Source organism: Domibacillus sp. 8LH (genome assembly GCF_038806185.1).
Taxonomy (GTDB): domain Bacteria; phylum Bacillota; class Bacilli; order Bacillales; family Domibacillaceae; genus Domibacillus; species Domibacillus indicus_A.
The window spans coordinates 334,296-356,819 of the sequence record NZ_JAVJNG010000002.1 but is presented as its reverse complement, the minus strand read 5'-3'; the positions used below and the strand labels follow the sequence as shown (position 1 = coordinate 356,819).

The window sequence follows — 22,524 nt, the reverse complement described above, 5'->3', positions numbered from 1 at the left end:
CTCCCTTTAGTTTTTCGAATCGCCGAGCACGTACACGTCAAAGCCAGCCGATTCCCACGTCGCGCGGTCAATGCAGTTTTTCGTGTCGATGACGATTTTGTTTTTCATATTCGAAAGTGTTGTCGGGTAAATCTCTTTAAATTTATTATGGTTGGTCAGAATTAGGATCGCCGATGCATCCTGCAGTGCTTCTTCCTGCGACTGCACCTGCTCCGGAATATTGTTTTCTTTAATATGCGGATCATATGCGCTCAGCTCGATGCCGCGTTCGCGCATTGCTTCAATTACATCTATTGACGGGCTTTCACGCATATCGTCAATGTTGCCTTTGAAGGCAAGGCCAAATACGGCTACTTTCGGATCTTTGATGCCTTTTGCGTCCAAAATGCTCGCTGTCATTTGAGCTGTGTAGCCTGGCATGCCGTCGTTTGTCTTACGCGCAAGGTGAATCATTTGAGCGGTTTCCGGCGCAAGCTCAACTAAGAACCATGGATCAACCGCGATGCAATGGCCGCCGACACCAGGACCTGGCTCATGCACGTTTACACGCGGGTGGTAGTTGGCCAGCTTAATCGCTTCCCAAATGTTAACGCCGAGCGTCTCTGCCAGTTTTGCCAGCTCGTTCGCAAACGCAATGTTAATGTCACGGTATGTGTTTTCCATGACTTTTACAAGTTCTGCTGTTGTGGCATCGGTTTCGTGCATCTGCCCTTTTACAAACGATTTGTACAGCTCTTTTGTCTGGTGGGCCGATTCCGGCGTGTAGCCGCCGATGATCCGGTCATTTGACACAAGCTCTTCAAACACGCGGCCAGGAATAACGCGTTCCGGTGAGTGAGAAACAAACAATTCTGTGCCGATCTCAAGGCCTGACTTCACAAGCTCCGGTATCATCACATCCTGCACCGTACGAGGCGGAACGGTTGATTCCAAAATCACCAGGTTGCCTTTTTCAAGATATGGCACAACAGAAGCGGTCGCTTCGCGTACGTATTCCAGGTTCGCCGTTTTGTCCGGCATAATTGGAGATGGTACGGCAATGATAAAGACGTCTGCTTTGCGCGGCTTTGTAGAAGCCGAGAACAAACCTGCATCGATCGCTTTTTCCAGACGCTCCTGCAAGCCGTTTTCTTCAATATGCAATTGCTTTTCGTTAATCATATTGACTGCTTTTTCATTTACATCTACGCCATAAACCGTATGGCCGTGGTTCGCAAACATAACCGCTGTCGGAAGCCCAATGTAGCCTAAGCCGACAACACAGATTGATTTTTTCATGACTTATCTCCCTTTAGTTATTAACACACGCACTAAAAAGCGCGGTAAATTCATTTGGCGTTTGATTCGTTTCGGATCAGAGCCGAGACGGTACAGCCATTCAAGCCCTGCTCTGCGGAATGCGGCAGGTGCACGCTTGACCATTCCCGAGAACACGTCAAAGCTTCCGCCGACGCCTTGAAACACAAGAACGTTCGGCAGGTTTGGCATATTGCGCTGAATCCACAGCTCCTGCTTCGGGCTGCCAAGCGCCACAAACAGCAGGCGCGCACCGCTTTCGTGAATGCGGCGCACCAGTGCTTCTTCATTCTTTTCATAGCCGTTCGTGTATCCCGCAACGACAAGTCCCGGATTTGTTTTCTTTATATTTTCGATCGCTTTTGTGACAACTTCTTCCTTCGCTCCGTAAAAATAAACCGGATGCCCTTCTTCTGCGGCAAAACGAAGCAGGCGGGCCATCATGTCCACACCGGTTACACGCGATGTGATGCGTCCTCCCTTTAATTTAGACGCAAGAAGAATGCCGACGCCGTCCGCGATTTGAAACGTGGACGAATTGATCAGCTGCTTTACCTGGTCGTTTTGATTCGCGGCAATCACTTTTTCCGGATTGACCGCGATAATCGTCGACTGCTGCTGCTTCTCCATACGCTCGCTGAGGGATGCGATAATTTGGTCATATGTTAAAGGCGAGACATCTACGCCAAGATATGTTTCCTTCATTCTCTTACCAGCCTCTATTCCGTTTGCTTTCAATTTTCTTAGTATAGCAGATTTTCGGAAAGGGTGCATCCCGTTGAATGGACCGGTTTTTTGTCGAATAAAGGGCATCCCTTCTTTTTCTGGCAGGGAATTAGGACTTTTCGGTCGATTTTCGATGGCTTCAAGAAACATTTTACTCTACACGTTACAAGTGATAGAATTTTACAAGATATATTCTCGAGGAGGAAGAACCTTTGAAAATTGTGATTTCCGGCTTCTACGGCCTTGGCAACACAGGCGATGAAGCGATTTTAAAGTCGATTGTCGATAATCTGCGCACAGAGCTCGACAATCCCGATATTACGGTGTTTTCTCTGTCACCCGACAAAACAGCGAAAGAACATAACGTAAAGTCTTTTTACCGCGGCTGGCGTCATGACAATAAAGAGAAAGTAAAAGTGCTCCGTAAAGCCGACCTGCTGATTTCCGGCGGCGGCGGTCTGCTTCAGGATTCGTATCCGACGAAGTTTTTATTCGGCCCGCTTCCTTATTATTTGCTTATTGTCTTTTTGGCTAAACTCTGCGGGGCAAAAGTCATGTTTTTCTCCCAGGGTATTGGACCGGTTACCTCAACATGGGGCAAAATTTTAATGAAGGTATTCGCGAACATGGCGGACTTTGTAACCGTACGCGACCAGTATTCGAAAGATTACCTCCATTCTTTAGGCGTTAACCGCCCGGAATCTGTTGTAACGGCTGATATCGTATTCGCATTTCAATCGAAGGAAGAAGATATTGCGTACAACACTCTTCCATTAAAAGGTGACGAGAAAATTGTAGCCGTCACGGTGCGTCCTTGGTTTGACCATCCGGACTACATTGAAAAAATGGCTTATGTGCTCGATGAACTGATTGAACGCCGCGGTGTTACACCCGTATTCGTGCCGATGGAAGGAAAATACGATGTGCCGGCTTCTGAAGATGTCATGTCTAAAATGAAGCATGCGGACAAAACGATGATGCTTGGCTCTCATTTTTCACCGGAGGAATTTTTAAACTTTATCCGCCGTTCGGATTTAACGTTCGGCCTGCGTTTGCACGCGCTTATTTTCGCTGCACTGTCAAACGTGCCACATCTCGGCCTCAGCTACGATAAAAAAGTGGAAAGCTTCCTGAAGCGCTCCGGCATGTGGGATTACTCATTCCCCCTTGGCGAAATTGACCAGGAAAAAATGCTCGAAAACGCGCTGTACCTGCTTGACCATAAAAAAGAGGCACAGGCGGTTATCGCGCCAAACGTGGCAGAGCTTCGCCGCGAAGCGTTACGGAATTTAGACTTGTTAAAAGAAAAGTTCGGATCTAAAAGGAGATCATAAACGTGAAAATTTTACTTGCTACTTCGTATGATTACCCGCATCTTGGCGGATTGTCGACGCATATGGCGACATTGAAAGTTGGCCTTGAAGCACGCGGCCATGAGGTTGATACGCTGTCTTTCAGCGATGTGCCGAAATGGAAGCGTGACTTTATCGCACGCGGCCCGTCATTTCTTTTAAACAAAGCATCTCTTGGCGCCGGCTACGTATGGACGCTGGAGCGCCGCCAGGCTTTTTTAGAAGAAATGCTGAAGCGCCCGGACTGCCCGAAGTATGATATTGTCAACGCGCAGGATGTATTCGCGACGCGCGCTTCTATTAATGCAGGCTTACCGACCGTTACAACCGTTCACGGCTACTTAACGTATGAAGGGATTTCCAAAGGCTCGGTCGCAGAGGGCTCGAAGCATGCGGACAAGCTGATGGAAGTGGAGCGCGAAGGCTACCGGAAAACACGCGCGGTCATTACCGTAGATACCCGCATTAAAAATTACGTGAAAAAAGAAGCGGGCATTGATGGAACGGCGATCCGCAACTTCATTAATGTCGATGACTTTAAACCGGATTCCGAGAACAAAGCGGCTTACCGCCAGAAACACGGCGTGGATGCAACAGCGCCTGTTTTCTTCGTACCGCGTCGCTTAACAAAGAAAAACGGTGTGATTTATCCGATTCTTTCGTTCCCGCCGGTACTGGAGAAATACCCGAACGCTCAGCTTATTTTTGCCGGAACCGGTGAAGCGATGGACGAAATGAAGCGCTTGATCGCAGAGCGCGGCATTGAGAAAAACGTGCACTTGCTTGGTGCTGTCGATCACAGTGTCATTAAAGAATATTATGCATTGGCTGATGTGGTGCTTGTACCGAGCGTATTCTCGGCTGGCGTAGAAGAAGCCACTTCAATTTCGGCTCTTGAAGCGATGGGCTCCGGCTCACCATTGATCGCCTGCGCGGTCGGCGGATTAAAAGAAATCGTGGACCATGGCGTCGATGGACTCCTAGTTGAAGAGAAAAACGTTGAAGAATTATCCGATGCCATGATCGAATTGCTGGATCATCCGGAAAAAGGCGCCCAGTACGCGGCGGCTGCCCGGAAAAAAATTGAAGATGAGTACTCACATACGGCAGCTGCCGAGAAATACGAGTCGATTTATAAAGCTTCCCTTTAATGGGAGGCTTTTTTTATGTTTGGGCCGGAATTTTTTCATTTGGGCCGGATTTTGGTCTGCCAGGGCCGGTATTTTCTTTTTCCGGCTTAAGCGAGTCATTTTCCGGCCCAAACTTCTTTTTTCCGGCCCAAGACTGCATAGTTTATTCCCATTTCCATTCTTCCGGCAGATGATACACTCTTCCTTTTGTGTCCCCTTTCTTTTCAACCGCCCACTTTCTTAACAATTTTTTGGCGACTGATTCTGATTGAATGCCCGTAAAGGCTCTGATTTGTTTATTCACCGCTTTTGTGCCGAACAGCCGCACATATTCTTTCAAAGCCGGGAGATGCGGGTTCTTTAAAGAAGTGCTGCATTTTCGGCAGAGCCACCTTCTTTTTACGCGTTCAACCGACCAGCACCGGCAATATGGGCATTGGATGCCGGTGTGAAGGTGTCCAGGCTCAATCCGAAATTGTTTCATGATATTCGGATCATAAGGTTTGTGATGCCGTTCAAGCTCACTAGCGATTTTGTATACTTGCAGTTTGGTTAAAATGGTTTGTTTATCTTGAAGGAATTCGTGGACTTTTGCAGGGATTTCCTGCGCATAGAGGATAAGGGAATGATCAAAGGCATCCGGAGGAGTGATTTCTATACGGACATTCGGGTGGGTTAGAACGACCGCAGCCATAATAGGGATTGGCTGATCCAGCCACTGCTCAAGCCCACGCTTGTGGCGAAGTACCTGTGTAATGGGGTCATCATATGTTACATTTCCTCTTCTCAGCTGCCTCGTTAAACGGTCGAAAACAAGGCGGCCGCTAAAATGCTTGGCGTCTAAAATGAAGATCATTTGCTGCGTGATCACGACGGTGTCCATTTGAAAATAAGTATAGCCAGTGGAAAAAGGAAGCCGTATATCATGAAGAACTCTTGCAGAGCCTTCGATTTCAGATAAGTAATACAGCAATTTTCTTTCCCCTTCTAAGCCAGCCTCACATCTTGCCAGCTCTTCTTTTACTTCTTTTCTTGGCCGGATCAGGCGATTGTCGAGAGCCATTAGCTTTGCATGTAAAATCGATTTTTTCATTTCCTTCTCTCCTTTCTTCCTCATCATACATGGTTTTCTGATCATGCGATTCACATTTACAATTTCTTTACAAAGTTCGTCTCTTTGGACCGGAATTTTTTCATTTGGGCCGGATTTTCATCGGCCAGGGCCGGAATCCTCTTTTTCCGGCCCTGGCAGGTATTTTTCCGGCCCAAATTTTTATTTTCCGGCCCACGCGGAGCCAACCCACAAAAAAACAGCCAGGGACGAGTCCCTGGCTGTACAGTCGCTTCTTATTTCATCCACTCAGTGTGGAATGTACCTTCTTTGTCAATACGCTTGTACGTATGCGCACCGAAGTAGTCACGCTGCGCTTGAATCAAGTTCGCAGGCAGTGTTTCTGTACGGTAGCTGTCGTAGTATGCTACAGCGCTCGCGAAAGATGGAACCGGGATACCGGTTTCGATCGCAAGAGATACAACTTTACGAAGCGACGTTTGGTAATTTTGAACGATATCTTTGAAGTATTCGTCCAGCAGCAGGTTTGGAAGCTCTGCGTTGCGGTCGAATGCTTCTTTGATTTTTTGAAGGAATTGCGCACGGATGATGCAGCCGCCGCGGAAAATCATCGCGATGTCGCCGTAGCGAAGGTTCCAGTCGTACTCTTCTGATGCAGCTTTCATTTGTGCAAAGCCTTGTGCGTATGAGCAGATTTTGCTCATGTAAAGCGCCTGGCGGACTGCTTCGATCAATTCTTTCTTTTGATCTGAATCCACTTCTTTCGGAGAAGGGCCGCTCAATTGCTTGCTTGCTTCTACGCGCTCTTCTTTAAGGGCAGAAATAAAGCGTGCGAAAACAGATTCTGTGATGATTGGAAGCGGAACGCCAAGGTCAAGCGCGTTTTGGCTCGTCCATTTGCCTGTTCCTTTTTGGCCGGCTGCGTCTAAAATCACGTCTACAAGCGCCTTGCCTGTTTCGTCATCTTTCTTCGTGAAGATGTCAGCTGTGATTTCAATCAGGTAGCTGTCAAGCTCGCCTTTGTTCCACTCAGCAAATGTGTCAGCTAGCTCTTCTGTTGACAAACCGATTACATGCTTCAAGATAAAGTATGCTTCTGAGATCAGCTGCATATCGCCGTACTCGATGCCGTTGTGCACCATTTTTACATAATGGCCGGCACCGTCTGGACCGATGTATGTAGTACATGCTTCACCGTCTACTTTTGCTGCGATCGCTTCAAAGATTGGACGAACTAGCTCAAATGCTTCACGCTGTCCACCTGGCATGATAGAAGGCCCTTTTAGCGCTCCTTCTTCACCGCCGGATACGCCTGTGCCGACAAAGTTAAAGCCAAGGCCGGCAAGCTCTTTGTTGCGGCGTACAGTGTCCTGGAAGAACGTGTTTCCGCCGTCGATGATGATATCGCCTTTGTCCAAGTATGGCTTCAAAGAATCAATCGTTGCATCTGTTGCTGCACCTGCTTTTACCATGAGCAAAATTTTGCGCGGTTTTTCAAGTGAGTTTACAAATTCTTCTACGCTGTATGCGCCTTTGAAGTTTTTGCCTTGTGCTTCTTCCTGAAGGAAAGCGGTCGTTTTATCTGCAGAACGGTTAAATACTGCTACTGAGTAGCCTCTGCTTTCGATATTAAGCGCCAGGTTTTTACCCATTACGGCAAGACCGATTACGCCAATTTGCTGTTTTGTCATAAAGAAATCCATCCTTTCTTTTTTCCCCTTAATTAAGCATTATAGCGAAAGTTATTTTGAATTTAAATACTGTTCTTTACTTTCAATCAATTTCTGCAAAATAGGACTCGGTTTTCCGCCCAACTGTTTCCAATTTTTCTCGTGGCGGCGCAGGTCGTAAAGCGTCAGCAATTCATAGTCGCCGCCGTCGAATGTGCCGTCTCTGTTAATCTGATACCAAAGGTCGCCATTCGGGCGAATCCATTTCTCGCCGGTTGACTCGACTGCCTGGCGGATATTGCGGGCTGCCAATAAATATTTTTTTTCTTTCGTTTCTTTATACGCTTTGATAAACATATTGGCTTCGCCGAGTGAGTGGTTGAGCGAAGCATGGATAAACTGTTTACCCTGCTGCGGCGAATAGTAATCAGCCGGGTAGTAGCCCTTCTCCGCAGGCACTATGTTATCAATACTGATTAATTTGAGCAAATAATCGCTATAATCCGTGAGTGCAGCTTCGAGCTCAGGCACCCCAAGCTCCTTGCCGATCCGGTGCAGATAAAGTGCGATCAGCTCATTATGGCGGGTATCGACATAGGGCGCGGTAATATCATACTTCTGCTTCAGCCACGTGCTTGTAAATTCGGTTTTCCAGATGACGTCATTACGTGATGTCCGGTACGTCCACAGATTCGCCGCAGACTGCACGGTTAAATCATAAAAATAACGGTCCTGGTCTCTAAAATAACGGTCAATCGCTTCTTTTTCAATCATTGTACCTAAATAAAGTCCGTATCCGTCTTTTGTAAAAGGTTCAACAGACCAGGGCAGTTTTTTCATCGGCCCGTCTACTGCAAACCAGTTGTTTACTTCTTTATAGTGTTCTTTTTGAAACGTAATCCAGTCATTTAAATGGCTGCTTTCGTCAAAAAGCGGATGGTCGGCCAGCAAAAACCACTGGTCAGCCATTTGGTCCCGTTCCGATGTTAATTCAAACTGAACCCCTTCTTTGGAATGGGTTACGGTGTTTTTTTCGGCAAGCAGCTCATGCAGCCGGCTTTCCCGTCCGCTCCCGTACAATTCTGTCAGTTCTTTTGATGTAAACGAGTGGCTCATCACAAGCTCGTTCATAAACTCATGATTCTTCGTGTAGCGGAGGAGCCCTACAGGCGGCTTGGTCGGATCGACACCGGTCACTTTATTGTGCTCACGCACCGGCATGTCCTTCGTCCAGTCTATCATATAATAATCGTCCGCACCCGGAATCGAGATTGTTGCTTTTATCGTCCCTTTCCCGCTCAGCCGTGTCATTACAAACTGGTCGCCGTTATTCAGCTTGCGCACCCGGACGGTAATACTCGCGGACTGAGCGTCCAATTTATAAACCGTGTCTTTGTAAAGCGAGTCAAGTCCTTCTGGCTGAAATTCCTGCTCCAGCTGAAGCCCTTCCGCTTCCAATACGAGCAGCCGGCTGCCGAGCGGGATTTCTGCCCTGTCTGCCGGCTCTTCTTCCTTCGTTTCTGTACAGCCAGCCATGATGAGCACAGCCAGCAAAAGAAGCAGCGCTTTTTTCACGACAGCGCTCCTTTGTTTCGTTTCACCAGGCTAAGCAGCTTCCGGAATCCTTCCTTGTAAAAAAGGAACAGCCCGGCCACATAAAGGGCAGCAGCGATTGGGACAAGAATCACCAGCTGCCAAAGAGAGTACAAATCTTCAATAAACGGGCGAACGAAATAAAGCGGCACAGCCATAAACGCCGTTACAACCGCTGTTCGAATTAACAGCCCAATCAGGCGGGCAGGCTCCGACTTATCAAAATCTTTATATACAAATACGGTACAGGTTGTTAAATAATAAAGAGACACAATAGAGGTGGTCAGTGCCAGACCCGGGTAGCCGAACGGTCCGATAAACAGCCAGTTGAGCAGAGCGTTAATCGCGATGGTAAATACACTGATACGAAAAACGGTTTTTGTTTTCCCCTGTGCATACAACGCTTTGGCGACAATATACTGCATCCCCTGCGTCACAATCGTCGGCAAATAATACACAAGCGCCACGTATGTACGATGTGTATCTGCTGAGGTGAATTTCCCCCGTTCAAAAATAAAAGACAGCACCGGCTCCCCTACAACCCAAAGACCAGCCGCAATGGGCGCCAGCGTGAGCAATGAAATTTGCATGCCGCTGAAAAACGTGTTTTGAAACCGCGGACGGTCATCGATCTGTTCAGCCAGCAGCGTAAAGATAATCACCGCAATCGTTGTGGCATAAATCGTATGCGGAATTGAGGAAAGCAGCTGGGCATTGTTTAAATAGGTAACCGGGCCTTCCCCTATGCCGGAAGCAAAGCTTTTATTCACAAATACGTTGATCTGCCCGACAACCGAGCTGAGAATGGCCGGTGCCAGCAGCACAAGAAAGGAATGCTGAAATTCTTTGTCTCCGGACAGTACCGGCTTCCACCGATAATCAGTTTTAAACAAATAATAAAATTGAACGAAAATACCCAAAATGGTTCCGGCCATAAAGCCGTATGCAAGACTGGCAATGCCCCACTGATCGGCAAAGAGAAGTGCGAATGAAACTCCAAAGACGGTCTGCAGCAGCTTTGCCACCTGTGATGGAACAAAAATACGCCGGCCCTGTAAATAGGAATCTAAAATACTCGTTAACGCGATAAAAGACATAAATACAAAGAAAAACCGCGTGATCGAAATAGCTGTTTCTGCCGTTGCTTCGGTCATGTTTCCATAAATAAGCGGCACGAACCAGGGCGCAAACAAATAGCCCAGAATAGAGATCAATATAAATAGAAGAAACGTAACATTCATAATAGCACTCGCCGTCCGGTCCGTGCGTTCTGGATTGGCCTGCCTGTTTTTCACATACATCGGCAGGAACACATTGTTAAACCCTCCGGCAATCATCGCAATCGCCAGTGTAATAAAAGAGAATGCAAGCAAGTAACCATCGGTTTGGCTGCTGACACCGAATTTGTACGCCATAATACTTTCGCGTACAAATCCGGACAGCTTGACAATAAGCGCAAAAAGGGCAAGCCACAGCGCTGTTTTTTTCAAAGACATAGTCGTCGTACACCCCAGTTTTCTATTAAATTTCCCCGTTTATTTTACCCCATTTCTTTCTTTTGCGCGACAATCTGCCAAAACGTCCCAGAAAGAAACTGTGTAAGATAAACTAACAAAAAGTGAGATTGTTCTTTATTCATGCTTTATATTTAAGATACATTCTTTATACATCTTATTTCGAAAGGAGTTTTCTAGATGAAAATGATCACTTTCTTATACGGATTTTTAGCGCATGGAGACGCAGACAAAGAGGTGGCCCATCACTTGACGGATTCCTTTACTGGAATTGAATCTTACTGGATGCCCCCTTCTCAATAACGGATTGATAAGGAAAGCCCGCTTCAGACAATGGCCTGAGCGGGCTTTTTTTATTTTGCAATCGGCAGTATATTTACTTCGCTTCGCTGAAGGTATCCAAATGTACGAGTTGGAACGTCGGAGATTACCTGCATCCAATCGCCTGTCTGCGTAATCGTAACAGGCATTCTCGTTAAGTTATAAGTGTATACGGCACTTCCGCCCGCGCTGACACGTATGTGAACGCCCGCTTTGTTTGTAAAAGCGAGAGTGTAACGGCCAAAGTCTTTGCCGCCCATTTCTTTGTCAACGTTGTACATATGTCCTGCCAGCTTCGCCCCCCAGTATGGATCGGACGCATACTTGACGTTTACACCATTCGATTTGTTGCCTGGTGCTGTGCCGTATGCACGCCAGTCATTTGGCGTAAAGTAGCCGCCGCGCCAGTCACCGGCTGTACCTTTAAAGTAGGCGTCAACAAGGTGGACAACGCCTTCTTCTACCGTCTGGAACGCTTTTCCGCCGCTCGGATCAGAATCATACACCGCAATACCGAAAAGATTGTTTAAAAGCTGTGCTTTGTCACTCATTCCGTAGTCACTTTCATGAATCGCCATGCTGACAATTAAAAGCGCATTTACGTGATACTGGCTTTCTATCTTTTTCGCGATCGTGCCAAGGCCAATCAGCTTGCTTTTCGTTGTGGCATTCTCGTATTTTGCAAGGCCGGTAGCCTGACGCTCCGCGAGCGCTTGTTTAATATAGCTGTCCAGCTGTGCGGCCGTGTAGCTCGTTGTAGAGCGGCCGGATAAGAACTGGAAGTATTGATAAGCTCGTCCAACCGACTTTCCGCCGGCATTATAAAACGAAATGCCGTCCCAGCTGTAATACTTTGAACCTGCCTGCATAAAAGAAGGCGCCGGCCCGGCCGTATAAGAAACGGTTTTGTTTGTGTCTATATTATAAATGTTATGAACGAGCGTACCGCCAGAAACAGCGTAATAGCCTCTCCCCTTCGCACCTTCATATGGCACAAGGCGGGCATCTGCCTGCTTCATATAATAATATTCTCCGCCAAGATACACTTTTACATAGGAATCGGTTGACGTAATATATTGCAGCTCAGTGGAAATCCCGCTGCTTCCGATCGCCGATGCGGTCACATACGTTTTAGCGTTTGTGAGTGCTGGGTCTGTATACAGGGAAACCGTTGTCGCATTGCTTGCAGGCTTGGCGAAAACAAGACCTGCATAGTTCTTCATGTAAATAATTTTCCCATCTTTTAGGACAAGCTCAGAACCGCTTTTGGTCATCGCCTGTTTAGCGAGATCAAATGATTCGTATGGCATCGGAGCGCGCGTGATCGTTCCGCTGCTGTCAATATTCGCTGTTTGATAATCTTTTGCAGGCGGCTCTGGCAGATCCCCGTCAAGCAGGCGGTAAATAAACGCAGCGGCCTGGTCACGGCGTGCGTTATCTTCCGGGCCAAAGCGGCCGTCTCCATAACCGGAAATAATGCCAAGGTTGACGCTTTTACCGATTGCAATCCGGTGTGCGGAGCTTAAGTTATCGATGTCGGTAAAATTAGGCTGCACATATACCGCTTCTTTTTTCAAATAATCGAGGGCATTGCTGATCATCAGCGCCATGTCTTTACGGGTAATCGTCATCTTCGGAGAGAAGTTGCCGTTCGACCCTCCATTGACAACGCCAGCCGCTGCTGCAGCATAAATGTAAGGAGCCAGCTTTGCAGATGGCGAAACGTCATTAAAAGTAGCTGGTCCAGCCGGCAATTCGAGGGCACGGGCTAAAAATGTGGCAAACTCTTCACGTGTTACGCTGTTTGCAGGCTTGTATGTACCATCTTCATATCCGCTCATCACGCCAGCGGCAATGACCGCGCGGATTTCTTTTTCAAGGGTAATGCCGGTTACATCATCTGCAGCCTGCACTTTACTGTTTAGGAATGGCAGAAGTGGGAATAGTAATACAAGTGCCATCACAATTGAAACTGCTTTTTTCATCCTAGATTGAAACTCCCTTCAATAGTTGGTGGCCTTTTATTGCCTATCTTTCTATATATATAGAAAACAGCCCCGGCGTAAGGGTCCGGGGCTGTTGATTTGCTTTCTTATTGAGCGTTTGTTGCATTATAGATTGCAACCGTAAACGCTTCGCGTGTTGCAAGATGTGTTCCGTAGAACTTATCGCCTTCGAAAAGGCCCGTTTTATCGATTGAAGCCATTGTTACAATGCCTTCGTACGCCCAGTGATCTGCACGAATATCCGAATATCTAACACTTGCAGCTGCCGTTTGTGACATTTGCAAGTCGAATGCGCGCTGGATAATAGCGGCCATTTCGTTTCTTGTCATCTCCGCTTCTGGACGGAACGTTTTATCGTCGAATCCAGTGATAATGCCTGCTTCACGAATCGCGGCAATATCATAAGCGAAACGATATGTTTTCGGTACATCTGTAAAGTGGCTCATGACCTCTGGCTTCAAGCCAAGTACGCGGTTCATAATCGCCGCTGCCTGTCCGCGTGTTACTTTTGCGTCCGGGCGGAATGTGTAATCTTCAAAGCCGTTGATGACTTCTTTATCTGTCAGCGTTTTGATCGCTGTGTATGTTGTATCTGTTGTTGGTACATCTGTAAACCAAGATGGAACAACTGGTTCTTTTACGACGCGTTTCGCGCCGGCATATCTTGGTCCCCAATATGTGTTGCTAAGAGAAACAAGCGCAATTCCTTGACTTGATGTTGCATTCAATACCATATTGCCGCCGGCATACACACCTACGTGTGAAATCCCTGCTTTATAAGTATTTTTGAAGAATACAAGATCGCCTACCTGCAAATCGCTTTTTGAAACTGCTGTGCCAACGTTGTATTGCTGTTCTGCCGTTCTTGGCAGTGAAATATTTGCTGCATTTCGATAAATATATTGAGTAAAGCCGGAACAATCAAATCCACTTGGTGTTGTTCCACCAAAGACGTAAGGGACACCCATAAACTTTTTACCATAAGCCACGATCGATTCTCCAACAGACGCCGCTTCCGTTTTAAACGATGTCAGCGGTGAAAGAGTCAAAAGCATGACCGCGGCAAGTAAAGCCGTTATTGCTTTTTTACACCTGTTCACTTCAAACCTCCAGTTTTTCTCTTTCTATCATTTCTCTCTCGTGTTTTTTCTCACTGAAGCTATTGTAGCAAATTTAAACCCAAAAATAGGTTACGTTTCTATTACATTCAAATATCATTTCATGACATTGCTAGTACGGGGTTTTTGTTGCTTTTTGACCATAAAATAGGAGAATGGACGTTATTTATCCTGTATTTATTTTGTTCTTTTTATGATCGTGTAACATTGACATGTTTATGAAATAAAACTGAAAATTCAGCAAAATAAAAAAACAGCATCCGTCATTAAATGACAGATGCTGTTTCGCTTATCGTAATTCGCTGTTGATTGCACGTGCTAAAAATGTCGCAAACTGCGCACGGTTCATATGGGTATGCGGACGGAATGTACCGTCTTCATAACCGCCGGCAATGCCTGCTGCCGCTACCCCGTTAATATATTGATAGCCGGTAATGCTTGCCGTAATATCTTTTAACGTACTCGTTGAAGCCGGGTTGATCTGATAGGCTTTTGAAATGAAGATGGCCATTTCAGCCCGCGTAACCAGCTGGCCTGGACGGAAAGATCCATCTCCAAAGCCCGTTGTAACACCCGCGTCTGCTAAGCTTTGAATGTAGCCGGATGAGCTGACATTTGCCGTTACATCTTTAAACGATGTCGCACGCTGGGTGCCGTTTAAACCGAGTGATTTCCCGATTAAAATCGCTGCTTCCCCGCGTGTAATATTGGATTCCGGCTTAATAGTGCCGTCCGTAAAGCCTGTCATAATGCCCTCGTGGTTCAAGTATGTTACGTAACGGTCATACCATTTAGAAGAAAGCAAATCTTTAATTTGTGGAGACGCAATCGTTGCTTTTAATGTTGTAAACGATGTTTCATCTTCCACTCCGTTTACAACCGGATGGAAATAGTAGCTGACTGTGCCTGCTGAAGCGTAGTCTGTCCACTCTGCTGCCGTTTTGTTTTTGCCGACTAGCTGATCACCGCGGTATACGTTATACGTACCGAAACGGGCAGCAAGGTCACTCGTATCAACAGTCAGCTTCCCTTTACTGTCTGTTGTGTAAGGAAGTTCAATACCGTGATTGATTGGATTTTTATCCGCCTGTACAAGACCGAAGCCGAAATAACGGTCACGGCCGGCTGCTCCTAAATCCCTCGCGTTTTTCTGCAGCAGGGCGCGAAGCTGTTTGTTTGTCATTTCAGGATACTTTTCTTTGTAAAGAGCAGCCATGCCGGATACGTACGGAGCTGCCATAGAGGTACCGCTTGATGTGGTGTAGTCTGAATCCGGATACGTGCTGTAAATCTTTACGCCTGGTGCAGTTAGTTCAATTTCTTTACCAAGTGAAGACTGGCTGTCTATTTTGTCATACTCATCAATCGATGATACCGCAATGACACTGTCAAACTTCGCTGGATATTCTACCGATGAATCATTTCCTGAAACAGGCGGCCCGGTATTTCCGGCTGCCCCTACAACTAAAATGCCGGCATCATATGCTTTTTGCATCACTTCTTCCATCGCCGGTTCATAAATAGGCGAGGTAATACTGATATTTAAAATATTCAGCTTCTGCTTAATCGCCCATTCTACTCCGGCGATCAATGTGCTGGTTGATCCTTCGCCGTATTCATCGAGCACCTTAATGGCATACAAGCTCGCCGCCGGGGCCACCCCGAGTGTGCCGAATGTGTTGTTATTAGCTGCAATGATACCCGCTACATGTGTGCCGTGCCCGGCATTGTCATTGTAAGAATCCGGACATCCGGCGGGATCAACGATCGTCATCGTACATGTACCGCCGACCACTCTTTTCTGCAAATCCGGATGCCGTGTATCAATACCTGAATCCAGTACGCCAATTTTTACACCGGCTCCTTTCAGTGTAGAAGGCACCAGATTTTTCATCCCCACTTTTTCGTAACCGTACGAAATCGTTTGTGCAGACGACTGAACCGGCATATCATAAGAAACCGATTCAACCTCCGGTGACATTTGGAGTGCTTTTCTTTGCGCCTCGCTTATCGTAATCGATGCGGCCGGGATTTCTTGAAATATGTAGTCAACCGATTCGGAGAATTGTTCCAAAAGCTCTTTGTCTACCTGGCTTTTAAACATGATAACGGCCTGCCTGCCGTCCTGGACCGCCGCTTTAGGCGAGGATGGTGTGTGAAAAAATAAAAATAAAGCTGCAAAAACCAGAGCAGGTATTTTTATAGCCTTCATGCTGGTCACCTCTTTCTTCAAAACTAAAATAAAAAGAGAGGCCCTGTTTGGGATCCCCTCTTTATTGTACACGGCGTGTATCGAATATTCTATTTATATATTGGCCTATTTTATTACTTATAAAGCGACGTTACATTGTAACCTTTTGCTTTGTAATAGTCCAAAATACCGTTATAGATTGCTTTAGACATCACATTCAGCCAGTAATCTGACTTCAGTTTGTCGTTGTCGGTTTTGTTTGTAATAAAACCAAGCTCAAGCAACGCAGCTGGCACTGTGTTATTTTTCAACACATAATAGCTCGCTGTTTTCACGCCGCGGTTGTTTAAATTCCACGCAGCGATCATACGGCTTTGGATTTTTGTCGCAAGCAGCTTGCTGTCTGCTGCGTTCTCGCTGTTTGATGCAGCCGAGTAAAAGGTTTCTGTACCAGATGCGCTTGCAGAAGCGGCATTGGCATGAATGCTGACGAAAATGTCGCCATTATTTTTGCTTGCAAATGCGGCACGGTTCGCCAGTGTAATAAATGTATCTGTCGAACGCGTCATTTTCACATTAAATGGTGTGTCTTTAAGCAGGTTGTTTACTTTCAAGCCTGTTGTAAGCACTACGTCTGCTTCATGCAGGCCAAATCCAATTGCACCAGGATCACTGCCGCCATGGCCCGGATCTAAAATAATGGTTTGTTCAGCCAGACGCGGGTCGGCTGTCGTAGCACTTGTTGTTTCTGTGCTGCGCAAGTAATAAGAGTTTACAAAACCCACAATGGTGCCGGAGCGGACGTACGTCCAGTTTCCGACTGAATGAGCTGCTGATACACGTGCATCTTTCGCCAGTTTTCCGACTGATGCGTATGCTGTTGATGGGCCTGAACGAACATTAAGATCGCCCGTGTTTGTCCACATCGTTGTTTTAAATTCGTCTGTTTGAACAGTACGGAAAGTTGGGGCAATGGCCCGTGCAAGAAATACTGCAAAGTCCACCCGTTTAATTTCATAAGATGCACCAAACGAACCGTCTGCCATTCCATTTGCAATACCACGGGACATCAAGGCTTTTGCCGCACCGGATAAAGTACCGCCGAATGAATAACCGAATGCTTTCGAAAGCATAACCGCCATTTCACCGCGTGTTACTTGTTTATATGGTAAAAACCGTCCCCCGTCATAACCTGACAGAATGCCTTTTTCTACAGCTGACTGAATGTAACCTGACGCGAAATTGCCTGAACCGACATCAACAAATTTTGTTTCACGTTTTGTGCCATTAAGCTGAAGTGCCCGCCCGATAAAAGCAGCTGCTTCGGCTCGTGTGACCGTTTTTTCTGAATCAAAAGTTGTTGCAGACGACCCGTTGGCAATTCCCCCTTCCGCCAGATAATTGACTTCTTTTGACGCCCGGTATGGAACATCAACGAAGCCTGCTGCGCTGGCATTCTGTCCAAAATTAAACAAAGGAACCGTCAAAATAAACGCTAATACGACAAAGAAAAACCGTTTCTTCACCTTTTTGCCTCCTTTCTTAAAATTTACCACCTAAGTCTAGCACAGAAAATATAATCTAAAAACATCTCTTTTTTAATATTTCGTGACGAATCGCTATTTTATTAGTTTCACCCTAAAAATGTATTTTTTTTGTAATAGTTGTTACATTGAAGAAACAATAGAACTTATGTTCCTTATCCTTGCCTAACCAGGACGGTTTCGTGCTATAATGAAGGAATCTTACAGAATCGAAAGGGTGCCATCTATTTTGACGAAGGCGAAATCGCTGTTTACTGATTCATCTTCTCCAAAGCGGGCAGACTTGCTTTCCATTCCGGGTGTGATGCGGGCTTCCGATTTAAAGCCGGCTCCTTCAAGCGGAACCTCTGCCGGCGAATGGAAGGAATTTGTGCTGTCTGCTTTTCGGACCCGTCTTTCAGCCCAAACAATAAAGGCCGAGCCGTACCAGACAGAGTATGCGGCAAAGGAGCTTTACCAGGCGCTTCTCAAAAAAACACCCTCAGATCGAGAATGGGCTGTTCTTTTTCGTTTGTTTGCGGCGTTTTATTCCTTCTCGGCGCTGGCGGACCAGCTGGACGAAGCGTCCCTCGCACCGGAAGTGGCAGAACGGGCTGCTTATGATGTGCTGTTTTATTTTGTTGATGAAGCCTATGACGCTGCAAAAATGACCGGCAGTGCCCTGCCGTTTGCTTTTGAATCTTATATTGAACAGCTGCGCCAGGATGCAGGGCGCCTGCTCGGTTTTCCTTTTGAGCAGTTTCCGGCGGCACGGCTTGATATTTACCGTTTACTGTGGGAATCCCTTTTTACCAGAACCGAATGGCGGACAACAGAGCTTGAGCGAATTGCCCCGGCATCCGGCAGCAGTACTGTACAGCATGCCGCTTATTTGCATCAGCTGTATCTGCTTGGTGACATGGAGCAGTTTATCGCCCAATCGGCTTCTGCCCCGGCGGATATTTTCCCATATTTTCTCCACTGGCTGCAGGCGTCAAAAAGATCCAGCCGCTTTATAGCTGTTCTTCGCGGTGCCGCTTCCCTTGCGCGGGACGGCCTGCTTACGATTGAAAATGAATACAGCCGGCGCTTGTTTGTCCGGCAGCTGATCCGCCTTGTCGAGGAGGATGAAGCGTCTGAGCTTGCCCCTCTTTTAGTCAAGGAGCTGTACACCTCTCTGCTGCCGTTTAGCTATGTGTCGCTCAGCTACTTTTTGATTGGCCGCGGCGACTATGCCGAATGGGTGGACTTACAGCTGCTCATTGATGCCGATATTACAGATCTTGACCGGGCCGGCTTAAAAAGTGTCGTAAAAGAAGCTCCCGAGCTGGCACTTCCTCTTCTTCATCATGGAATTAGAGGTTTTATTGCTGAAAAAAACCGGTCTTCTTATAAAAAAGCCGTCCGGTTTATGAAACGGATGCGCACAATTTATAAAAAACTAAAACAAACGGACGAATTTGACCGCTGGCTGGAATGGATCCTTGGTGAAACAAAACGGCTGCGGGCGTTTCAGGAAGAATGCAGAAAAGGCGGGCTGTTGGATGATTAATCTTAAAACGGTTCATCTTGTTACACAATTTGAACAAGGCTTTTTTTATTTGCGGGCAATGGATGCGAACGGTGCGCCATTGCCTTTTGATTCTTGGACGCGCCTCCTGTTCGGCGGACACGCGGAAAGCTTTTACGGAACAAAACTGACCATCGCTAAACAAGACGGAGAGCCGGCTGTCCGGCTGACGCCGTTTGAATGGGCGTCTCTTTTTAAAGCGGAGCATTTCAACCGGTTTGCCCGCTTTGAGTGGGATGAAGCAGGCCATTTCAGCCTCGCATGTGCCCCCATTCTTTATGAAGCCGTTTTTGACGTGATGCCTTCTTTTCAGGAGGATGGCGTGCAATGGACTGTGCCGGAAGAGGTATACGATGAATTTGCCGAATCGTTTTGGCGGGAACCTATTTATGGTGAAAGCCGCCAGTCGTTTGTAGAGCGGATTTTCCCCGCTCTTGCAACAGAGGCACATCCTAATATCACAGCGGTAACCGATGCGGTCGGCACCCGGCTGACGATGGATGAACTGAACCGTTATTTTGACGCGGAACGGCTTAAGGAGTACCTGGCCGACGGAGAGCCGGCTGCCTTCGAACCGGGACTGCGATTATCCGAGCCGCAATCCGATGACGGAAGCTGGACGCTTGAGGCGATCTTACTGCGCAGGAAGCCATCTGAAAAAGTGTATAAGCTGGATAAAAAATTGCCGAAATCAGCAGAACCGTTTTTGGAAGCGGCGCAGGAAGAGCTTGGACGCTGGCTTCGTCTGTTTCCGGAGCTTGATGATGAGGGCGAATTAAAACGTTTCTTATCCGAGGAAGAAGCGATCACCTTTTTAACTGACCGTGGTGAAAAACTCACCGCCCTCGGTATACCGGTGCTGCTGCCTCCCTGGTGGGAATCTGTGCGCTCGGCGGCTGTTTCCGTTGCCGCAGACGTGCGTGATAGCAATAAGCAGTCCTTTGTCGGCATGAACGCTATTTTGGATTTTGATTTTAAAGTGGCGCTTGGCGGCGCAGAAATGACAGAAGAAGAATTTTTAGCGCTCGCTGAAGCCGGCTCGCGCCTTGTGAAAGCGAACGGCCGCTGGGTTCATCTGGACCCGGATGTGATCCGAAAAATTAAAACACTGATGGAGCGCGCCAAACAGGAAGGCTTAACTGTGGTGGATGTACTGAATCAGGAATTTGCGGACCCGGATGATGCAGCGCGTGTGCACATTCGCCTTAACCGCTCGCTTCAAGCGATGGTAGACCGGCTTAAAAGTGGTGCGGATATCCCTCTCCTTTCGCCGCCGAAGAAGCTGCACGGAGAACTACGCCCGTATCAGCTGGCTGGTATGAGCTGGCTGCTTTTCCTGAGGGAATGCGGTTTTGGCGCCTGCCTTGCAGATGATATGGGACTTGGGAAAACTGTTCAGCTTATTTCCTATTTGCTGCATGTGGAAAAAAGAGAGCGCCCGGAAACACCTGCCCTGATTATTTGCCCGACATCTGTTCTTGGCAACTGGCAGCGTGAGCTTGCCGCCTTCTCACCCGATTTATCGGTGATGCTTTACTATGGAAAAGACCGGCCGCGCGGTGAAGCATTTTTAGAAAGCATCGCAAACGCGGACGTTGTCCTGACCACGTATGGACTTGTTCACTCTGATTTTGACACGCTCGAAAAAATAGAATGGAATACAGTGGCACTGGATGAAGCGCAAAACATTAAAAATGCCGGCACAAAACAGTCACGTGCTGTTCGGAAGCTGAAAAGCCGCCATGCCATTGCCCTGACCGGCACACCGATGGAAAACCGCTTATCTGAGCTATGGACGATTTTTGACTTTACAAACCGGGGCTGGCTCGGCACTCTGGCACAGTTTCAAAAAACATACATGGCACCGATCGAAAAAGAACATGATGCCGGGCGAGTGGCTGCTTTACAAGCAAAAATCCGGCCGTTTCTGCTGCGGCGGACGAAAACAGATCCGGAAGCGGCACTGGGTCTGCCGGACAAAGTCGAGCAAAAAGAATACTGCCCTCTTTCAAAAGAGCAGGCTGTTTTATATGAGCAGGCTGTTCGTGAAACGATGGATCAAATTGGCCAGCTGACCGCTTTTGAACGCCGGGGCCTGATTCTCCGTCTGCTTAATCAATTAAAACAGCTGTGCAGCCATCCGGCTCTTTATTTAAAAGAAGACGACCCGGAAGATGTGCAGGAACGCGCTTCGAAAATGGAGAAGCTGATGGAGCTTGCCGGTAATATTTATGAACAAGGAGAAGCCTGCTTGATTTTCACGCAGTATATCGGAATGGGGGAAATGATTCAGCGGGAGCTGTCCGGGGCATTTGGCATTGAGGTTCCATTCTTAAACGGAGCTACGCCAAAGCAGGAGCGGGATAAGCTTGTGATGCAGTTTCAAAACGGAGAATTTCCTTTCTTCCTTCTTTCTTTAAAAGCTGGAGGCACAGGATTGAATTTAACAGCGGCCAATCATGTGATTCATTACGACCGCTGGTGGAATCCGGCCGTTGAAAACCAGGCAACCGACCGGGCTTACCGAATTGGGCAAAGCCGGTTTGTCCACGTTCATAAATTTATCACGACCGGCACCATTGAAGAAAAAATTGACGCCATGATTGAATCAAAGCAGGCGGCAAGCAGCGAAATTATTCAAAGCGGTGCTTTTATCGCCAGCATGACCGATCGGGAGCTTGCGGAATTGTTTACTTTAGATAAAAACCCCGCCCTGCGCTAGAGGAATGGCAGGCGGGGTACGCGGCGGGCGCCGTTATGGGGATATGAGGGGACTGGGGCAGCCAAGACGGGCTGCCCTTTACTTTTTCTCCTGCTGTTCTAATCTTTGAATTCGTTCTTCAAGCTGATAAATAATGGCTTTTGCTTTGCCCAGCTGAAAAATCACATCTTCGATCACACGTTCAACTCGCTCTGTCATGGTTCACCTCTAAATTAACGGTACAGTTTGAATGACGCCGGGCAATTCGCCCGTCTGCGTGTCAGCCTGCTTTTTACTGAGAAAACGAATCGTCTGGACAAGCACTTCCGTGACATAAATGGTTTTACCGCTTGAGTCTTTATAGCTGCGCGTTTGAATCGAACCGAGTACAGCAACCAAAGAACCTTTTTCACTGTACTTGGCTGCCGTTTCAGCCAGGCGTCCCCAGACTGTGCAGTAAATAAAATCAGTGTCTGTTTCGCCTTTTGCATTTCGATACGGCCGGTTGACCGCAATCGTTGTCTGTAAAAGCGGTGTTCCGTCTGTTGTATGTTTCACCTCTGGATGCTTTGTCAGTCTGCCGACAAGCGTCACTTGATTTATCAGCTCGCTCCCCTCCTTCCGTTGGGCTGGCTTTAGCATAAAGGAAAAACATGGGTTTTCACAAAGGTCATTTCCTTTATGTTCTTCCCATTTTCAAGTTAATTATGGGGAATATTTTTCTTTCCTGTTTGATGGAAG

General features: G+C 47.2%; 16 protein-coding genes. 5 read left to right on the top strand and 11 right to left on the bottom strand.

The genetic code is table 11. From position 1 onward, the window contains the following. Positions 1-6 precede the first annotated feature (6 nt). Both RG959_RS05290 and RG959_RS05285 read right to left on the bottom strand, forming a co-directional pair. Positions 7-1,278 (bottom strand): nucleotide sugar dehydrogenase, encoded by a 1,272-nt coding sequence (locus tag RG959_RS05290; protein WP_342796229.1) that lies wholly within the window; start codon positions 1,276-1,278, stop codon positions 7-9. A 3-nt stretch (positions 1,279-1,281) separates the two neighbouring features. Next, the gene (locus tag RG959_RS05285) at positions 1,282-2,001 is read right to left on the bottom strand and encodes a WecB/TagA/CpsF family glycosyltransferase (RefSeq protein WP_342796228.1); all 720 of its coding nucleotides are present in this window, start codon (positions 1,999-2,001) and stop codon (positions 1,282-1,284) included. Positions 2,002-2,234: 233 nt separating this feature from the next. Here RG959_RS05285 and csaB point away from each other — a divergent pair, with 233 nt between their 5' ends. Together csaB and RG959_RS05275 are read left to right on the top strand one after the other, a co-directional pair. Continuing rightward, on the top strand, positions 2,235-3,356 hold the full coding sequence (gene csaB, locus RG959_RS05280) for a polysaccharide pyruvyl transferase CsaB (protein ID WP_342796227.1): 1,122 nt from the start codon (positions 2,235-2,237) through the stop codon (positions 3,354-3,356). Between the two features lie 2 nt (positions 3,357-3,358). After that, positions 3,359-4,525, top strand: coding sequence for a glycosyltransferase family 4 protein (locus RG959_RS05275; protein WP_342796226.1), 1,167 nt, complete (start codon positions 3,359-3,361; stop codon positions 4,523-4,525). A gap of 142 nt (positions 4,526-4,667) precedes the next feature. On the opposite strand, the gene RG959_RS05270 is transcribed toward RG959_RS05275, so the two are convergent. The 4 genes from RG959_RS05270 to murJ all read right to left on the bottom strand — a co-directional run bounded on the left by RG959_RS05270 (position 4,668) and on the right by murJ (position 10,335). Continuing rightward, on the bottom strand, positions 4,668-5,597 hold the full coding sequence (locus tag RG959_RS05270) for a nuclease-related domain-containing protein (protein WP_342796225.1): 930 nt from the start codon (positions 5,595-5,597) through the stop codon (positions 4,668-4,670). Positions 5,598-5,851: 254 nt separating this feature from the next. After that, positions 5,852-7,267, bottom strand: a complete 1,416-nt coding sequence (gene gndA / locus RG959_RS05265; RefSeq protein WP_315694073.1) for an NADP-dependent phosphogluconate dehydrogenase — start codon at positions 7,265-7,267, stop codon at positions 5,852-5,854. Positions 7,268-7,318: 51 nt separating this feature from the next. Continuing rightward, entirely contained in the window at positions 7,319-8,821 is a 1,503-nt protein-coding gene (locus RG959_RS05260) for a hypothetical protein (protein WP_342796224.1), read from the bottom strand. Continuing rightward, entirely contained in the window at positions 8,818-10,335 is a 1,518-nt protein-coding gene (murJ, locus tag RG959_RS05255) for a murein biosynthesis integral membrane protein MurJ (protein WP_342796223.1), read from the bottom strand. Before murJ ends, RG959_RS05260 begins: the two co-directional genes overlap by 4 nt. 198 nt (positions 10,336-10,533) lie before the next feature. On the opposite strand from murJ, the gene RG959_RS05250 reads away from it, so the two are divergent. Continuing rightward, positions 10,534-10,656: a hypothetical protein gene (locus tag RG959_RS05250; protein ID WP_255821829.1), complete on the top strand. Its 123-nt coding sequence runs from the start codon at positions 10,534-10,536 to the stop codon at positions 10,654-10,656. Positions 10,657-10,706: 50 nt separating this feature from the next. Here the strand turns inward: RG959_RS05250 and RG959_RS05245 are convergent, their stop codons facing one another. The 4 genes from RG959_RS05245 to RG959_RS05230 all read right to left on the bottom strand — a co-directional run bounded on the left by RG959_RS05245 (position 10,707) and on the right by RG959_RS05230 (position 17,515). After that, entirely contained in the window at positions 10,707-12,659 is a 1,953-nt protein-coding gene (locus RG959_RS05245) for an S-layer homology domain-containing protein (protein WP_342796222.1), read from the bottom strand. Positions 12,660-12,766: 107 nt separating this feature from the next. Next, complete coding sequence (locus RG959_RS05240; protein ID WP_342796221.1) at positions 12,767-13,780, bottom strand: C40 family peptidase; 1,014 nt, start codon at positions 13,778-13,780, stop codon at positions 12,767-12,769. A gap of 307 nt (positions 13,781-14,087) precedes the next feature. Then, complete coding sequence (locus tag RG959_RS05235) at positions 14,088-16,010, bottom strand: S8 family serine peptidase (RefSeq protein ID WP_342796220.1); 1,923 nt, start codon at positions 16,008-16,010, stop codon at positions 14,088-14,090. Positions 16,011-16,123: 113 nt separating this feature from the next. Next, the gene (locus tag RG959_RS05230; protein ID WP_342796219.1) at positions 16,124-17,515 is read right to left on the bottom strand and encodes an N-acetylmuramoyl-L-alanine amidase; all 1,392 of its coding nucleotides are present in this window, start codon (positions 17,513-17,515) and stop codon (positions 16,124-16,126) included. Positions 17,516-17,762: 247 nt separating this feature from the next. On the opposite strand from RG959_RS05230, the gene RG959_RS05225 reads away from it, so the two are divergent. Both RG959_RS05225 and RG959_RS05220 read left to right on the top strand, forming a co-directional pair. Further along, positions 17,763-19,064, top strand: a complete 1,302-nt coding sequence (locus RG959_RS05225; RefSeq protein ID WP_342796218.1) for a hypothetical protein — start codon at positions 17,763-17,765, stop codon at positions 19,062-19,064. After that, positions 19,057-21,804: a DEAD/DEAH box helicase gene (locus RG959_RS05220; RefSeq protein WP_342796217.1), complete on the top strand. Its 2,748-nt coding sequence runs from the start codon at positions 19,057-19,059 to the stop codon at positions 21,802-21,804. Before RG959_RS05225 ends, RG959_RS05220 begins: the two co-directional genes overlap by 8 nt. Positions 21,805-22,011: 207 nt before the next feature. Here the strand turns inward: RG959_RS05220 and RG959_RS05215 are convergent, their stop codons facing one another. Beyond that, entirely contained in the window at positions 22,012-22,389 is a 378-nt protein-coding gene (locus tag RG959_RS05215; protein ID WP_342796427.1) for a single-stranded DNA-binding protein, read from the bottom strand. Positions 22,390-22,524: the final 135 nt, after the last annotated feature.

Bases quoted from the DNA above. Each gene is read 5' to 3' on its own strand.
- RG959_RS05290 (WP_342796229.1), bottom strand. From the start codon at position 1,278: ATGAAAAAATCAATCTGTGTTGTCGGCTTAGGCTACATTGGGCTTCCG.
- RG959_RS05270 (WP_342796225.1), bottom strand. From the start codon at position 5,597: ATGAAAAAATCGATTTTACATGCAAAGCTAATGGCTCTCGACAATCGC.
- RG959_RS05245 (WP_342796222.1), bottom strand. From the start codon at position 12,659: ATGAAAAAAGCAGTTTCAATTGTGATGGCACTTGTATTACTATTCCCA.
- gndA (WP_315694073.1), bottom strand. From the start codon at position 7,267: ATGACAAAACAGCAAATTGGCGTAATCGGTCTTGCCGTAATGGGTAAA.
- RG959_RS05220 (WP_342796217.1), top strand. From the start codon at position 19,057: ATGATTAATCTTAAAACGGTTCATCTTGTTACACAATTTGAACAAGGC.
- RG959_RS05235 (WP_342796220.1), bottom strand. From the start codon at position 16,010: ATGAAGGCTATAAAAATACCTGCTCTGGTTTTTGCAGCTTTATTTTTA.
- RG959_RS05285 (WP_342796228.1), bottom strand. From the start codon at position 2,001: ATGAAGGAAACATATCTTGGCGTAGATGTCTCGCCTTTAACATATGAC.
- RG959_RS05250 (WP_255821829.1), top strand. From the start codon at position 10,534: ATGAAAATGATCACTTTCTTATACGGATTTTTAGCGCATGGAGACGCA.
- murJ (WP_342796223.1), bottom strand. From the start codon at position 10,335: ATGTCTTTGAAAAAAACAGCGCTGTGGCTTGCCCTTTTTGCGCTTATT.